This is a genomic window from Streptococcus sp. 2018WUSS126 (assembly GCF_044427425.1).
GTDB lineage: Bacteria > Bacillota > Bacilli > Lactobacillales > Streptococcaceae > Streptococcus > Streptococcus hashimotonensis.
Window position 1 is genome coordinate 68,863 of record NZ_JAOTGB010000008.1, and the last position, 16,957, is coordinate 85,819.

Below are 16,957 nucleotides of genomic sequence, written 5' to 3' on the forward strand. Positions count from 1 at the left end.
CCTCCTACTTGCTATTCAAGAGATTGAAGACCGCCACAGCACTTGCCTTATCCGCCAAGGCTTTCAAGAGAGCCAAGCGGTTGGCTTTGACCGCCTCATCTTCCACCATAACCATGGTGTTGTCAAAGAAGGCAGCGATGACTGGACTCAAAGCAAAGAGTTTGTCCAAGTTGCCCGCCATGTCTTCTGTCAACTCCAAGCCCGCCACAGCTGCAGCCAAGGCTTTTTCCTGCTCATTTTCAAAGAGTGCCTCGTCAATCGCAGTCGCCTCCACCTTTTCCGCCAAGTTGAAGACCCGTGACAAGTTTTCCACGGCTTCCTTGTAGTCAGCCTCTTTTGATTTTTGGAAAATAGCAGAGCTGGCTGCCAGTTGCAGTCTGACCACAAAGGTTGAGCTAGCAAGCACAGCCTCACGGATGTCTTTCGGAATCGCCTTATCCATCATCTTCTCTACACGGGCACGGATAAAGTCCATCACAGCTGGCTGGTTGTCATAGGTCAAGCTAGCAAAGTTCAAGCTGTAGAGCTCCGCAATCAACTGATCCAATGGAATTTCCCAGCCAAAGGCTTCCAAGATTCGAACGATACCCTGTGTCGCACGACGAAGAGCGTAAGGATCGTTTGAGCCAGAAGGAATCAAGCCAACTGAGAAGAAGGATAGGAGGGTATCAAATTTATCAGCCAGTGCCAAGACCGCACCGACCTTGCTTTCAGGCAATTCGCCTTCTGCTGAGTTTGGCAGGTAGTGCTCACGGATAGCTACCGCCACCGCAGGTTTTTCCCCTGCAAGAAGGGCATACTTCTCACCCATAATCCCTTGCAATTCATCAAACTCGCCGACCATACCTGTCAAGAGGTCAAACTTGTAGATGTCTGCCGCACGTGCCACATCTGCTTTCTCATCCGCAGACAAGCCTGCCAAGTCAGCCAGTTTTTCTGCGATAACCTTGGTGCGTTCCATGTGCTCGTAAAGTGAGCCGATTTTTTCATGGAAGGTCACGACTTTGAGGCGTTCCACCAAGTCAGCAATCTTGAGTTTTTGGTCTTCACGCCAGAAGAACTCACCGTCTTCTAAACGAGCAACCAAGACTTTTTCATTCCCTTTGATGACATTGTCAAGGTGTTGGTCATTCCCGTTACGGACGGAGATGAAGTTTGGCAAGAGTTTGCCAGCCTTATCACGCACCACGAAGTAACGTTGGTGATTTTTCATAGAAGTAACCAAAACCTCCTCTGGTACTTCCAAGTATTTGGTGTCAAAGGAACCCATGAAGGCGGTTGGGTACTCGACCAAGTTGAGAACTTCATTGAGCAAATCTTCATCAATCTCAACTGTCACATTGTGTTTGTCCTCGATAGCCTTGATTTGCTCGACAATCATATTTTGACGCTCTGCGGGATCAGTGATAACAAACTGTGCACGCAAATCAGCCTCGTAAGAATCTGCACTTGCAATCTCAGTTTCATTTCCAAGGAAACGATGACCACGGCTGATTCGAGCTGATGAAATGTCCAAGAAATCCATATCCAATGCTTCATCGTCCAAGAGAACGGTCAAGGTGTGGACAGGACGGATGTAGGCGAATTTGTTGGAGGCCCAGTTCATGCTGACAGGGAAGGTCATAGCCTTCAAAACCTCTGGAATGCCCGCCAAAACTGCCTTAGCTGGCTGACCAGCTTCGTGTTTGGTCACGTAGACATACTCTTCGCCCTTGATCTCGCGGAACTCGATGTCAGCTGTCGTCAAGCCTTTACCACGGACAAAGCCTTCTGCAGCTTTCGTGAAGTTCCCATCTGCATCCAAGGCAATCTTCTTAGCAGGACCCTTGAAATCTTCTGTAAGATCAGTCTGCTGGTCCGCCAAACCACGCACACGAACAGCCAAACGGCGTGGTGTTGAAAAGACATCAATGCTGTCAAAAGCCAAGCGATTGTCTGTCAAAAAAGTCGCCATGCGGTCACGCAACTGGTGCATGGCTGGGGTTACGATGTAGGCAGGAATTTCTTCCAAACCAAGTTCAACAAGTAAATTCTTTGTCATTATTCTGCGTCCTCCTTCAACAATTCTGCTCGTGTTGCTTCATCCAAAAGTGGGAAACCGAGTTTCTTCCGCTCTGCCACAAAGGTTTTGGCAACGACACGAGCAAGGTTACGGATACGGGCAATGTAGCCTGCACGCTCAGTTACAGACACGGCACCACGGGCATCCAACAGGTTAAAGGTATGAGAGCATTTGAGTACATAGTCAAATGCTGGATGAACCAATCCTTCTTCCAAAGCCTGCTCTGCTTCTTTCTCAAACTTAGTGAAGTTTTCAAGGAGCATATCTTGGTCGGATACTTCAAAGGAATATTTTGAATGCTCATACTCTGGCTGGATAAAGATTTCACCGTATTTAACACCGTCAGCCCACTCGATATCGTAAACAGAGTCAACCTCTTGAATGTAAGAAGCCAGACGCTCCAATCCATAGGTTACTTCGGCTGTGACAGGGCCAGTCGCCAAGCCACCAACCTGTTGGAAATAGGTAAACTGCGTGATTTCCATACCGTCCAACCAAACTTCCCAGCCAAGACCAGCTGATCCTGTTGACGGATTTTCCCAGTTGTCCTCAACGAAACGAATGTCATGTTCCAAAGGATTGATGCCCAAACGCTCCAAAGATTCCAAGTAAAGTTCTTGGATGTTAGAAGGCGAAGGCTTCATCACCACTTGGAATTGGTGGTGCTGATAGAGACGGTTTGGATTTTCCCCGTAACGACCGTCCGCAGGACGACGAGAAGGCTCCACATAAGCCGCATTCCAAGGCTCAGGACCGATAGCACGTAAGAAAGTGTAAGGGCTCATAGTCCCCGCACCCTTTTCCGTATCATAGGCCTGCATGAGCAAGCACCCCTGCTCATTCCAAAATTGTTGTAAGGTCAGGATAATTTCCTGGAATGTTAATTTCTTAGACATATATTTCCTCTTTCTATATATATTTCAAAATTGCTAGTTTTCCACACTCGGTACAGCTTCCACAAAGACAGCCTGTTCCACCTTGTCCAGATAGGAACAGGTCATGGCTTCTAGGTCGATGATCCACTTGTAAATCCCTGCTTCTGCTGTTTCTTGGCAGAAGGCGGGGAAATCTGTTTGTCCAGCCTGATGATTACGTAAGATAGTCACAAACTGGTCCAGATTGGCTTGGTCCGAAACAGGTATCGTCACTTGATAGCCCTGCTTTTCCAGAGTTTGCCCTGTCTGTGAGCGATAGGTAACCTGGCCAGACTGGATATCCACAATATTTTCCACCATACCCAAGTCCTTAAAATAGGCGATCAGTTTGGGAAAATCAGGCCCAGTAAACTGCTCATGCCCGTGATTGATATTTTCTAAGGTGAACATTGGTCTCCTTTCTTTATAGTAGCTGTCTTTCACCTTGAGATGAAAAACAAGAAATACTCGGTCGGCAGACAAAAAGAACCACATTCTCTTCCCCTGTCCACAGACATAGGGGCGTTGAGAACGCGGTTCCACCCTAATTTATTACTTCATTTGTATGATTGATAAGCAGTCGGACATGGTCACGACTGGGAAAGCGCCAATTATTTCAAGACTGGCTTGGCTTTCACTCTCCCAAGCTCGCTAGACAGGCTTTTGAAACAACCTTCTTTCATGCTTAGTATTGTAGCAGAAAAATCAGCATTTGTCTAGAAAGACCACTATTTATCCGAACACAATCCCGCTGACAAATCCTACAAGGCTATTGCAGGCGTATCGCAATCTAGTAGATATTTTTCTGGTACTACTCCCAAGAATTTTTCTGCGTGTTGACTGATAAAATCAAGGGCATTTTCCAAATCTTCTACTCTATCAGAATTGACCAACTCCATGACCAAGAAAGCATTCTTTGTCTCATCCGTAATCATGGTTCGCTCACCATCGCGCCAATTGAAACAGCGACAAACGGCTCCTTTATCATCCTTATAGCAAACTTCACCTGGTAGAGTTGGATTATTATTTTCATCACCAATGAGATAGAATTCGTCTCCACCCTCAGTGATCGTTAGTTGGAGATCGCCTACAAATGTATCTAAATCTTCAGCACCACATGGAAGACCAAAACGTAAACTCGCTGCATTATAAATATCCACTAAGGGCGAGATTGTCGAAACTGGACGGTCACTAGCAGAACGCTTCAAAAGTGCTTCAATACTAGAACGTGCACCTTTTTTAGTTTTGAATTTTTGATAAGCTTGGCGATACGTTTGGATAACTTCATTTTCACTAAAAGTATCTTCTGTAAGAAATTTCTGGGCAATTTCATTACTTTCTTCCAGTAGTTTCACTAAATCTTCTGGTGATTCTGATGGCGTTTTATACCCCTTCAATAATAATACTCCGATTTTTGCATCTGGAAACAAGTTCCAAAAAGATGAATCAACAACAAATTGTGACATATTCTCACTCCTTTTATAGAAAAATCAGCACCCTATGAACATCTTCTAAGACCTAACGACGTTCATAAAATGCTGTTGCATGACTACCCGGTGGCAGTGTTTATTTAATTAAATTTATTGTATAAAAATGCTTTAAATAAGTCAAGGACTATCTAAAATTTGAAAAAACACAACTAAATAACTATCTATGACTAATCTTTCTCGTCAAGAAATCTCCAATAAACTGGATTACGAAGATGATAACTAAAATCAAAAGGGTTGCTAAAAAGGTCACATCGTCATTGTAACGCAAGTAACCGTAGGATAGCGCAACCTGTCCCAAACCACCTGCTCCGATAGCTCCTGCCATGGCAGTATAGCCGACCAAGGAAACCAGGGCAAAGGTCGTCACACGAATCAAGTCAGGCAGACCCTCACGCAGATAGACAAGGACAATATCCCAGAACGTCGCTCCTGAAGCCTGAGCCGCCTCAATGACACCACGGTCCAATTCTGACAAGACCACTTCAACCTGACGGGCAAAGAAGGGAAAGACTGAAAGAGCGAGCGGCACCAAGGCTGCCTCCGTACCAATCGTTTTCCCAACAATAATTTTCGTCAAAGGAGCAATGGCCGCCAACAAAATAATGAAAGGAATGGCACGGAAGATAGAAGCTACCTTATCCAAAATCCAGTAAACCGTCTTATTTTCAATGACACCCCGAGGACCAGTCAAGACCAAGAACAAACCTGAAACCAAGCCCATCAAGCCACCAAAAGCAAAGGAAACAAAGGTCATATAGAGGGTCAAATTAAAATGTGTTAACCAACCTGTCTGACCATCCCAGCCCAATTTATAAATATCTGGAAAATTTGTTTGAATCCATTCTAACATCTAGTTCGCTCCCTTCAAAATCGTCACTTCCACACGCGCCTCCGTCACTGCCTCAATCGCACGGTGCAACTGACCAGGTTCACCTGATAAGATCACTACCATCTCACCAACTGGCGTATGGTCCAAAATCTCAATATTGCCATACAAAATATTGGCAGATACTTGATAGAATTTGTACAAATCATTGACAATGGCCGTATCCGTGTTGGAACCAGCATACTTGAGTTGCACTAAAATGCTATTCTCAGGCAAATTCTTAACAATATCCTGCTGGTAAATTTTCACCAAGGCTTCATCAATTCCTGTTGCTGTTTTGATGAAATCCTGGGTCAATTCTTCTTTTGGATGAGAGAAGATTTCTAAAACTGAACCCTCTTCGATCAAGCGACCATCCTGCATAACAGCCACACGATTACAAATATCTTTTACAATCTGCATCTCATGGGTAATCATAACAATGGTCAAGCCCAATTTTTCATTCAATTCCTGCAAAAGTGCCAAAATCTGCTTAGTCGTTTTCGGATCCAAGGCAGAAGTAGACTCATCAGAAATCAAGATTTTAGGGTCATTGGCCAAGGCACGGGCAATGGCAACACGTTGTTTTTGACCACCAGACAGCTGAGCTGGATAGTTTTCAGCACGGTCAGAAAGCCCAACCAAGTCCAACAACTTAGCAACTTTTTCTTTCTTCTCTTCCTTGCTCAAACCCGAATGCTTAAGGGCAAAGGCTACGTTTTCTTCTGCCGTCATTTGAGCCATCAGATTGAAATGCTGGAAAATCATGCCGATTTCACGGCGTTTGCTCCGCAATTGAGCTGGGGTAAGTGTGACCTTTTCTCCCTCGTAAATCACATCCTCATCGATAGTAATTTTACCTGCTGTCGGCACCTGCAATAAATTGATGACACGGACAAGGGTAGATTTCCCAGCACCAGAATAACCTACGATACCGTAAATATCCCCTTGATTGATATGGATGGTCACATCCTTTACCGCTTCGATGGTGCGTTTTTTCTGCTGGAAAGTTACATCAATATTATCTAGCTTAATCATTTCCTTACTCATAACTTGCAATTAACTCCTCTACTAATTCAACATGGCTATAGTAGTCAGCGATGCTAACATTTTCATCACCGGCATGGTCACGACTGTTGGCATTTCCTAATCCAAATCCTGCAATCGGCACACCTAGAGCATGAAAGACTGTGTGCATGGGTCCTGTCCCCGGTGACGTCGGCAAGACAGCAACTCCTTCTGGCGTCAACTTTTTAGCCAACTCAATCACATTGACAATGGCAGGGTGCGACATATCACTTCGGTAGCTCATCTCTCCTAGAGTGAAGACAACCTCAACTTTGTCAAAACCATGTTTGTCCAAATGCTGTCGAATCTTATCTAATACATCATGCGGCTCCAACCCAGGTACCAGACGGACTTCCATCTTAGCAGAAGCTTGAGCTGGTATGATGGTCTTGACACCTTGACCAAGATAGCCAGTTGACAAGCCTTCAATGGTAATCGATGGCTCAAAATACAAACGCTTCAGAAACTCACGACGATCTTCTACCAAGGTTGGAAGGGTTAGTCCATAAATATCCGTCATAGACTGACTGGTAGCCAGTGCAAATTCTTCCACTAAGGCCAATTCACGCTCATTTGGCTCTTGCACTTGCTCGTAAATGCCATCTACCAGAATTTGCCCATCTGCAGCCCGCATGGATTGAAGTGCTGATAATAAATACCAGCTTGCCGAATCAATGACACCTCCATAGGAAGAATGAATATCCAAGTCAGCTGATTTGACCTGAAGATCAAAGGTCACAATTCCCTTGTTTCCCCCAGCGATTTCTAGCTGATGCAGACTATTGCGGTGCCCCTGCTCCCAGACAAGCAAATCAGCACCGATCAAATGTTCTTTATATTTTGAAAGGTATTTGTCCAAGTCAACAGAAGCTGACTCTTCTGCCCCTTCCATAATAAAAATCACATTGACTGGTAAATGGCCATTCTGTCTAGCTTGATATTTTTTTAAGGCTGACAGACGAGCTGTGATATGGCCCTTATCATCATCTACCCCCCGACCATAGATATAGCCGTCAGAGATTGTCAATTCAAAGGGGTTGCCCTTCTCCCAGACCTGATCGGCATCTGCAGGTACTGTATCATAATGATTGTAGAAAATCAATGTTTTCGCATCTGGCACCGAAGCCTTAAACGTAGCCATGACAAAGGGTGCTGCATAACTATCATCCAAAACAACCTCTGCACCAGCTTCTTCAAACATATCTTTCAAGTAAGTCGCCACATCCAACAAACCAATCTGCTGAGCAAAAATAGATTTCTTTGAAATCAAGACCTTCAACTTTTCAAAATAGTTTTGAATAATCACATCATTTTCAAATGCTTGAACTTTACTATCTGCCATACTTTCTCCTCACACTCAATGAAAATCAATCAAATCTACTAACCAAAATCAAATATTCTCCCACATATCTGACTTTGGTTAAGAGATTTTTTCTTATCTCTATAAAAACAGATAGAGGGCTGAACAATACTGCCCAGTCCTCAACCTATTTACATTTTACCAAACTGGCTCATCCATACCGTCTGAAGTATCTTCAATAACTTTTTTCACTTCATCCGTGTGGTAGGCTTCGATAATTTTCTTAATCGCTGCTGCTTGCTCTGATTTTTCCCAATCGCTACGAGCTGCAATCAAGTTGTACCACTGTTTTGAATTTTCATCTTTTTGCTCTTTGTAAAGGGCATTTTTGTAATCCAAACCAGCTTCCAACACAAATGTGTTGTTTACAACGGCTGCATCAACTGAGCTAAGTGAGCTTGCTGTTTGGCTTGCATCCAACTCAGTAATTTTCAAGTTTTTCTTGTTTTCAGTAATGTCAGCAATAGTTGCCAATTCTGTACCAGATACACCAACCTTGATCAAACCAGCTGCTTGAAGAAGGTAAAGAGCACGACTTTCGTTTGTTGGGTCGTTTGGAACCGCAATTTCTGCACCATCTGGAATTTCTTCCACTTTAGTGTACTTGTTTTTTCCATCAGCTGTACCTGAGTAAAGACGGATTGGTGCGATATAAGTATCCGCAATAGCAACCAAGTCTTCACCATTTTCTTCATTCCAGTTATTCAAGAAGTTATAGTGCTGGAATGCGTTGATGTCTACCTCATTTTCAGCTACTGCCTTGTTTGGTTGTGAATAGTCTGTAAATTGAGTGAATTCCAACTTCACTTCGTCCCCGAGAATTTCTTGAACTTTATTCCAACGAGCTTCTTCCGACTCACTCAAACTCATCACACCTACTCGAACAGTTGTTGCAGATGAATCTGAACTTGAAGAAGAGTTACCACATGCAGCAAGTACGCCTACTGATAAAGCAGCTGTTGCCAAACTAAACAATTTTTTTAATTTCATAAAATGATCTCCTTAAATTAGAACTGTATCTATCTTAACACAGAATTTTCTTTCTGACTAATTGACTTTTTTTATAGAAAGTTATAACTTTTCGTTATAACAAATACCCTTGCAATTATAAGCATTGATAATAAAAAGAGGGATACCCCTCTTAAAATATATCTACTAAATACTGAAACAGGTCTCGATGTTGCTTACAATCATTGTACAAAAATTCTGGATGCCATTGGATACCAAACAAAGCTTGGTTCCCCCTACTTTCATAAGCTTCTATCGTACCATCCCTAGGATCCAAACCTGTCGCCACCAGTCCTGGAGCCAATTCTTTGATTCGTTGCTGATGGAAGGAATTAATAGGGCTCCCTTGGGCAAACAGTTGACCGATTCGGCTTTTAGGTTTCACTTGTAAACGATGGGATGTCCCCGCAATACCATCTTGCCAATGATGAGCCACCTCTTGTTCCAAGCTTCCGCCTAGAGCAACATTCAACAACTGCATCCCTCGGCAGACTGCAAAAATTGGTTTTCCCTGACGAAGGGCTTCCTCAATCAAAGCCAGTTCAAATTCATCCCGTTCCAAGAGGTAATCATTACTATCAATCAAGCGCTCTTGACCGTATAGACTTGGGTCTACATGCTGACCGCCTGATAAAATCAACTTATCAATCATGTTGATATAGTCCTTGGCTAAGTCAGGGGTTCCCATAGGAATAACCATCGGTATACCACCAGCCTGACGAACACCATCTGCCAATTCACTCGCAACGGTTACATATGTTCTACCAGATTTAGTTGGAAATTCTTGCTCGTTTCCTGAAATTCCAATGATAACTTTTCCCATAAAAAGCCCCTGTCTTTCATTTTTTCCATTGTAGCATGGCTACCTAGCCCTGTCTAATATAGAAGTTTTATGGCTTGATAAAAAATAACTATCAGAACTACCTATAAACAATTGCTCGCAAACAAGAGTTTGCCTTTGGCAGTTTCATAGATAAAATCTATACCAAGCTTAAGAAAAAACTGTGCTGGAGCCAGCATAAAAAAAGGCAAGCTTGATAAACAGGCGTTTTTTCAAGCTTTTATATAGGAGAAATATCATAAAAAGCAGCTCCCTTTCAATCCGTTATAGCCAAAAGTTATAACTTTCTCTAAAATTTTACAATTATACAAGAGTCGTTTTTTCTGTTAGGATAGGGGCATAGAAATATTTTGGAGGAAAAACCATGACTACTACTATTATCGGCTTCCCACGTATCGGAGAACACCGTGAACTAAAATTTATCACTGAAAAATACTTTAGAAATGAAATTCCACAGGAAGAGCTTTTGCTTGCTGCCAAAGAATTGCGTGCTAAACATTGGAATATTGTTAAAGAAGCAGGCATTACTGAAATCCCAAGCAACGATTTCTCTCATTATGACAATGTTTTGGATGCAGCAGTACTATTCAACATCGTACCTAAAGCAGTTCAAGAACTTGACTTGACTGACCTTGAAAAATACTTCGCTTTGGCACGTGGTTATCAAGGAGAAAAAGGAGACGTTCGTGCTAGACCGATGAAAAAATGGTTCAATACCAACTACCACTATATCGTTCCAGCTATTGAAAAAGACACAGAAATCAAACTAGCTGGTCAAAAGATTTTCGACGAATTCCAAGAAGCAAAGGACTTGGGTATCACAACTCGTCCAGTTTTGATTGGTCCATTCACACTCTTACAATTAACTGATTTTGAAGAAGGTTTAACTGCTACTGATTTCGCTGATAGCTTAGTTGCAGCCTACGGACAAGTCTTTGAAAAATTGGCAGAGCTTGGTGCTGAAAAAATCCAGCTGGACGAACCGAGCTTGGTCAAGGATTTGACTGCTGAAGAAAAAGCCCTTTTCCTCAACATCTACCAAACACTCTTGGCAGATAAGAAAGGCTTGCAAGTCCTTATCCAAACCTACTTTGGCGATGTGCGTGATATTTACACTGAATTGACAAACCTACCTGTTGATGCCATCGGTCTTGACTTTGTAGAAGGTAAGGGAACTGCTGCACTTGTTGCGACAGGTTTCCCAGCTGACAAGACCCTCTACGCTGGTATCGTCAACGGTAAAAATATCTGGCGCAACAACTACGAAAAGAGCCTAGCTGTTTTGGATGCTATTCCAGCTGAAAATGTCGTCATAACAACTTCTTGCTCCCTTCTTCATGTACCATTTACAACTGCTAATGAAGAATTTGAGCCTGCTATCCTCAACCACTTTGCCTTTGCAGTTGAAAAATTGAGCGAATTACGTGATTTGGATGCCATCCGTAACGGTCAAGGCGAAGTTGCTCTCACAGCTAACAAAGAGCTCTTTGCTCTTGAACGTGTGGGGCGTGACACAGCACTTGCTGACCGTCTTGCAAGTTTGACAGACTCAGACTATACACGCCTACCAGTCTTTGCAGAGCGTGAAGCCATTCAACGCGAGAAGCTAAACTTACCACTTCTTCCAACAACAACGATTGGCTCTTTCCCTCAAACCAAAGAAATCCGCAGCACACGCTTGGCTTTCCGTAAAGGAAATATCTCAGAAAAAGAATACGATGCATTTGTTAAAACTCAAACAGATGAGTGGATTGCATGGCAGGAAGAAGTTGACTTCGATGTCTTAGTTCACGGTGAGTTTGAACGAAACGACATGGTAGAATACTTCGGCGAAAACCTATCTGGTTACCTCTTCAGTAAGAACGGTTGGGTACAATCATACGGTATGCGTGGGGTAAAACCACCAATCATCTGGGGTGATGTAACACGCTTGAACCCAATTACTGTCAAATGGTCTAGCTATGCTCAAAGCCGTACAAACAAACCAGTTAAAGGTATGTTGACTGGACCTGTAACCATCCTCAACTGGTCTTTCCCTCGCGAAGACATCTCTATCAAAGAATCAACACTTCAAATTGCTCTCGCTATCAAGGAAGAAGTTCTTGACCTTGAAGCAGCGGGGATCAAGATTATTCAAATTGACGAAGCAGCTTTACGTGAAAAATTACCACTCCGTCGTAGCGACTGGTACAGCGAGTACCTTGACTGGGCAATCCCTGCCTTCCGTTTGGTACACTCAACTGTTGCACCAGATACACAAATCCACACACATATGTGTTATAGCGAATTTACAGACATCATTCCTGCCATCGACAATATGGATGCGGACGTTGTCTCCTTTGAAGCCAGCCGTTCAAATCTTGTTATCCTAGATGAACTCAAGGCTAAAAACTTCCAAACTCAGGTAGGTCCCGGTGTCTATGACATCCACTCTCCACGTGTCCCTGCCGTTGATGAAATTGCACACACTATTCAAGCCATCCTTGCTAAAGTACCGAAAGAAAAAGTCTGGATTAACCCAGACTGCGGACTCAAGACTCGTGGCGAAGCAGAAACAAAAGCTAGTCTTATCCACTTGACTCAAGCAGCTAAGGCAGCCAGAAAGGAACTCTAATTTATGATCGGTCAAACCCCAAGTCTCTCATTTGAAATTTTTCCTCCAAAACCAGCAGTAGGCAATGAAAAGATTATCCAAACTCTCGATGAGATGCAAGGTTTGGCCCCTCATTTTATCAGTGTTACATGCAGCAATAACAATTTGAACGTAGAAGAGACGACTGTCAAGTTGGCTAACCATGTTCGCAATGAATTGCATATTCCAACTATCGCGCATTTGCCAGCTGCTTACTTGACAAAAGAAAAGGTCCGATCCGTTCTTCATTCTCTCGATGAAATTGGTGTGCATCAGATTTTAGCACTTCGTGGCGATATTATTGAAGGTCTTCCCCCTAAAGAGGACTTCCAGTATGCAACCGACTTGATTTCCTTTATCAAGGAAGAAGCTCCACATTTTGACATTATTGGAGCCTGTTATCCAGAAGTGCATCCAGAATCACCAAATTCTGTCTCAGACATCAAAAATTTGAAAAAGAAAGTTGATGCTGGTTGCTCAACCTTGGTAACTCAACTCTTCTTCGATAACGAAGCATTTTATAACTTTCAGGAGAAATGTTCTCTAGCAGACATCGAAGTGCCTATTATCGCAGGTATTATGCCTATCATCAACAGGAATCAGGCACTTCGACTCTTGAAAACCTGTGAGAATATCCACCTCCCTCGTAAGTTTAAAGCCATTTTAGAAAAATATGAGCACAATCCTGAATCTCTTCGGGCAGCAGGTCTGGCCTATGCTGTAGATCAAATTGTTGACTTAGTGACCAATGATGTGGCTGGTATCCATCTCTACACTATGAACAACGCTGAAACAGCACGCACCATCCATCAGGCAACTCATTCGCTATTCAAACATTATAGTTAGAAAACTCCCCCTGAGCCCAAGCTCAGGGGTTATTCTATGCCCTGTGACTCCCAAAGACTATATGATAATTTTTTCACCCCATCATGACATTAATCCAGCAGATGTCTAGGTATGTGACATCTTGCTTACAATAACGAACAGCCATTTAAAATACAGTCACAAGGAGTAAAAATGCCACTAAGAGAAGACAGGGAAGCGATGAAATGAAAAAATAAAGTCCAACCGTTTTCAATTTACAACATTCAAGACAGTATTTTATTAACTGAAGCACATTGATTCCCATATATTTTAATCGTAAATCATGACCACCCGTCAAACGGGTGGTTTGAACAAGGGCTATAAGCCCACATCACCAGCCAGCGCCTAAAGACGCTGGCTTTCACTTTGTTCAAGCCTCACTGCTTTTGACTCGTCACTAGCCTCTTAAAGAGGCATTCGTACTACTTGCCATTATCCCTAAAGGGATCTTCATACTCTTTTACACTCAATTTATCAAGTGCTATATCATGTTTTTCCTGTTCTTGTATATATTTCTTAATTGTGGCTTCATTAAGTCCAACCGTACTTACATAGTATCCCTCGGCCCAGAAATGACGATTGCCAAATTTATAGAGAGATTGGCGTGTCTATCAAACATCATAAGAGCACTCTTACCTTTTAAATATCCCATAAAGCTTGATACACTTAATCGAGGAGGAATACTGACTAACATATGAACATGATCCGGCATCAGATGTCCTTCGATAATTTCTACGCCTTTATAACTACACAAACGTCGGAATATTTCTCCCAAACTACTTCGATATTGATTATAGATGATTTTTCGTCTATACTTAGGGGTGAAGACAATGTGGTACTTACACAACCACTTTGTATGTGATAAACTATGTGCCTTTTGTGCCATACTTTTCTCCTCTCGCTTTACAATAGGCTTGAACACCTTTATTGTATCGCGTTTGGAGTTTTTTTGGTATAACCTTCGTCGCGCACCCGCATAGCGGGTGGTTTATTTGTCACGCACCTTACGGAGCGTGACGGACTAAAAGTCACATAATAAAAAACTGACCTTCAAATGAAGATCAGTTCAAGGATAATAAACAGATTACAAGATGGCTAGAATGATGAAGTTCAGAATAAATAGAGCTGTAGCACCCCAAAGGATTGGATGAATTTCTTTAACCTTACCTGTTGAAACTTTTACCAAGCAATAGAAGATAAATGCTGCTGCAATACCGTATGAGATTGAGAAGCAAAGCGCCATGAAGAAGGCTGCAAAGAAGGCTGGAAGAGCGTCTTCGAATTGGCTCCAATCCACATCTAGGAATGATGAAACCATCATGACACCGACAATAATCAAAGCTGGAGCAGTTGCCGCTGCTGGTACAATACCGATAAATGGCAAGATAAGAATTGAAAGAAGGAAGAGAACCGCTGTTGTAACAGCTGTCAGACCAGTACGACCACCTGCAGAGATACCTGCAGCCGATTCAACATATGTCGTTGTATTTGAAGTACCAAATAGTGCACCGATAGAGGTACCAATCGCATCTGCAAAGAGCGCCTTGTCCATCTTAGAGTTAAAGCCTGTACCATTTTCGAGAGCTTTCTCATCTTCTTCTGAGAAAATACCAGTCTTGCGACCTGTACCGATAAAGGTACCAAGTGTGTCAAAGGTATCTGACAAGCTGAATGCAAAGATAGTCATCAAAACAAGTGGTAGACGGCTTGAATCAGCAAAGAGCGAAGATAGACCACCAAAAGCTGCTAAGAAAGTCGTACCAAGCCCCGCAAAGGCTGTACCGATATTGTTGTTTGCAAAATCAATTGTAGACAGATCCACAACACCTGCTGGAATTCCAGCTACAGTCGTTGCAATAATACCAATCAAAATTGCACCACGCACGTTCTTAATAACCAAAACAGCTGTCAAGAGGAGACCGAACACTGTCAAGAGAACACTTGGTTCAGTAAAAGTTGAAATAGATGGAACAACACCTCCACCTGCAAAAACAGAGAAAACACCGTTTGAGAATGTTTCGGCTGTTGCATCTGCCGGAGCAACACCATTTACAGTAATAATATCTGAACCAGATGTCAAGAAGGTGATTAAATTAGAGTTTTTAAAACCAAGATAGGCAACGAAAACCCCGATACCTCCACCGATGGCATGTTGCAAGCTAATCGGAATCGCCTTAATAATGCTCTTACGAACCTTTGTAACAGTAATAAAAACGTTAAACAAACCGCAGAGGAAAACCATTGCCAAAGCTTCTTGCCAAGTAAAACCAAGACCGATAACCACTGTATAGGTAAAGAAGGCATTCAACCCCATACCTGGTGCCAAGGCGTAAGGTACGTTAGCAAATAATCCCATAACAAGCGTTGATACAGCACTCGCAATAATTGTCGCTAAAAAGACTGCCTGAGTCGGCATACCTGCCACACTCAATACGCTCGGGTTAACGAACAAAATATAGGACATGGCAAAGAAAGTCGTAAGACCTGCCATAATTTCTGTTGAAACCGTCGTTCCGTGTTCTTTCAATTTAAAAAATTGATCCATTTTTCATTTCTCCTTTAATTTACGAACGATAAAAACATTATAATCAAAAAACATTATATTTTCAAGTTTTTTAATCTTGAAAACGTTATTTTGTTGATTTTCAGTATTTAACATTCGTAAATAACGAACGTTGAAAAGTTGCGGACGATCTATAAAAAATTTATTGCTTCTTTGCTTTTATTATCTCCTTTTGTTATACTGGAAATTATTAGTTCAAGATATGGTTACCTACAAGTACTATTCTTTGACACATAAAACAATTTCTCAGCAGTCTAGCTACTACCTAAACACTATTCACTATTAAAAACTAGTATAACGAATCTTGAAAGGAATGCTATTAAATATGAAGAAAAAAATCATTGCTATCGATTTGGACGGCACATTGCTCAATAATGATAGTCAATTATCTGATTATACCATCTCAACTATAAAGAAGGTCCGCCAAACAGGACACACCGTTCTTATCGCCACAGGTCGCCCCTATCGAATGGCTGAAAAATATTACCACCAACTAGAACTGGATACTCCCATGATTAATTTCAACGGTTCTTTAGTTCACATCCCTGGAAAGAAATGGCAATGGGAACAAAATATTTTAATCGACAAAAAATACCTACTAGAATTTCTAAAAGAAGAAGAAACATTTGAGGCAGATTTTATTGCCGGTGAATACAAGAATAAATTCTATATCACTCAAAAGAACTTAGACAAGATTGATCCAGCTCTGATGGGGGTTGAACAGATTACACCAGATACACTCATCAGACCTGAGTTAATTACCAGTGACCCTCATTCCATCCTTATGCAAACTCGTGCAACTGATAAGTATGAACTTGCAAAAGAAATGAATGCCTATTTCAAAGATGAATTAGAAATCAATACGTGGGGTGGACCATTAAATATCCTCGAAACTTGTGCAAAAGGTGTCAATAAGGCAACCGCTCTGAGCTATGTTCTTAACCTCTACCAAGCCTCTCCTAGCGACTTAATTGCCTTCGGCGATGAGCACAACGATGTTGAGATGCTAGACCTAGCAGGAACAGCCTATGCCATGAAAAATTGTAGCGATACACTTCGTCCACATGCCGACAGATTGACAGCATTTGCTAATTTTGAAGATGGTGTCGCACGTGAACTAGAAAACCTATTTTTATAGACTTCAAAAAACCTGATAAACTGTCCAATGTCATTAAGTTAAGCATTTAAGCAGCTAAAGAAACTATTCCCGTCTGAGCAGTTCATGACAAAACGGGAATAGTTTTTGTATTTAGGGCGCACAAAAAGGAAGTTTTTAACCCAATTTTTTAA

13 protein-coding genes and 1 pseudogene are annotated in these 16,957 nt (G+C 42.2%); 3 read left to right on the plus strand and 11 right to left on the minus strand.

Annotated elements, in window-relative coordinates; genetic code table 11:
- Nucleotides 1-4: 4 nt before the first annotated feature.
- The 9 genes from glyS to ODU34_RS04450 all read right to left on the minus strand — a co-directional run bounded on the left by glyS (nt 5) and on the right by ODU34_RS04450 (nt 9,590).
- Entirely contained in the window at nt 5-2,041 is a 2,037-nt protein-coding gene (gene glyS / locus ODU34_RS04410; protein ID WP_172031371.1) for a glycine--tRNA ligase subunit beta, read from the minus strand.
- The gene (glyQ, locus tag ODU34_RS04415; protein WP_172031372.1) at nt 2,041-2,958 is read right to left on the minus strand and encodes a glycine--tRNA ligase subunit alpha; all 918 of its coding nucleotides are present in this window, start codon (nt 2,956-2,958) and stop codon (nt 2,041-2,043) included. The genes glyS and glyQ overlap by 1 nt, the downstream gene beginning before the upstream one ends.
- Before the next feature lie 33 nt (nt 2,959-2,991).
- On the minus strand, nt 2,992-3,471 hold the full coding sequence (locus ODU34_RS04420; protein WP_074414642.1) for a DUF1398 domain-containing protein: 480 nt from the start codon (nt 3,469-3,471) through the stop codon (nt 2,992-2,994).
- Nucleotides 3,472-3,737: 266 nt separating this feature from the next.
- Complete coding sequence (locus tag ODU34_RS04425; protein WP_398578381.1) at nt 3,738-4,442, minus strand: B3/4 domain-containing protein; 705 nt, start codon at nt 4,440-4,442, stop codon at nt 3,738-3,740.
- 181 nt (nt 4,443-4,623) lie between these two features.
- Entirely contained in the window at nt 4,624-5,316 is a 693-nt protein-coding gene (locus tag ODU34_RS04430) for a methionine ABC transporter permease (protein WP_398578382.1), read from the minus strand.
- On the minus strand, nt 5,317-6,381 hold the full coding sequence (locus tag ODU34_RS04435; RefSeq protein ID WP_012775313.1) for a methionine ABC transporter ATP-binding protein: 1,065 nt from the start codon (nt 6,379-6,381) through the stop codon (nt 5,317-5,319). It lies immediately after the preceding gene.
- Nucleotides 6,374-7,741 carry a M20/M25/M40 family metallo-hydrolase gene (locus tag ODU34_RS04440; RefSeq protein WP_105179427.1) on the minus strand — a complete coding sequence of 456 codons (1,368 nt, stop codon included), beginning with the start codon at nt 7,739-7,741 and terminating at the stop codon, nt 6,374-6,376. The genes ODU34_RS04435 and ODU34_RS04440 overlap by 8 nt, the downstream gene beginning before the upstream one ends.
- A gap of 156 nt (nt 7,742-7,897) precedes the next feature.
- Nucleotides 7,898-8,749 (minus strand): MetQ/NlpA family ABC transporter substrate-binding protein, encoded by an 852-nt coding sequence (locus ODU34_RS04445; RefSeq protein ID WP_024406612.1) that lies wholly within the window; start codon nt 8,747-8,749, stop codon nt 7,898-7,900.
- Nucleotides 8,750-8,900: 151 nt separating this feature from the next.
- Complete coding sequence (locus ODU34_RS04450) at nt 8,901-9,590, minus strand: gamma-glutamyl-gamma-aminobutyrate hydrolase family protein (protein ID WP_024406611.1); 690 nt, start codon at nt 9,588-9,590, stop codon at nt 8,901-8,903.
- Nucleotides 9,591-9,972: 382 nt separating this feature from the next.
- Between ODU34_RS04450 and metE the strand changes: the two genes are divergently transcribed.
- Nucleotides 9,973-12,222, plus strand: coding sequence for a 5-methyltetrahydropteroyltriglutamate--homocysteine S-methyltransferase (metE, locus tag ODU34_RS04455; protein ID WP_105179428.1), 2,250 nt, complete (start codon nt 9,973-9,975; stop codon nt 12,220-12,222).
- A 3-nt stretch (nt 12,223-12,225) separates the two neighbouring features.
- Entirely contained in the window at nt 12,226-13,086 is an 861-nt protein-coding gene (gene metF, locus ODU34_RS04460; RefSeq protein ID WP_024412215.1) for a methylenetetrahydrofolate reductase [NAD(P)H], read from the plus strand.
- A gap of 440 nt (nt 13,087-13,526) precedes the next feature.
- On the opposite strand, the pseudogene tnpA reads toward metF, so the two are convergent.
- Both tnpA and ODU34_RS04470 read right to left on the minus strand, forming a co-directional pair.
- Nucleotides 13,527-13,990, minus strand: a pseudogene (gene tnpA, locus ODU34_RS04465) (IS200/IS605 family transposase).
- A 198-nt stretch (nt 13,991-14,188) separates the two neighbouring features.
- On the minus strand, nt 14,189-15,649 hold the full coding sequence (locus tag ODU34_RS04470; RefSeq protein ID WP_105179083.1) for an NCS2 family permease: 1,461 nt from the start codon (nt 15,647-15,649) through the stop codon (nt 14,189-14,191).
- A 343-nt stretch (nt 15,650-15,992) separates the two neighbouring features.
- Between ODU34_RS04470 and ODU34_RS04475 the strand changes: the two genes are divergently transcribed.
- Nucleotides 15,993-16,805 (plus strand): Cof-type HAD-IIB family hydrolase, encoded by an 813-nt coding sequence (locus ODU34_RS04475; protein WP_105179082.1) that lies wholly within the window; start codon nt 15,993-15,995, stop codon nt 16,803-16,805.
- Nucleotides 16,806-16,957 lie beyond the last annotated feature (152 nt).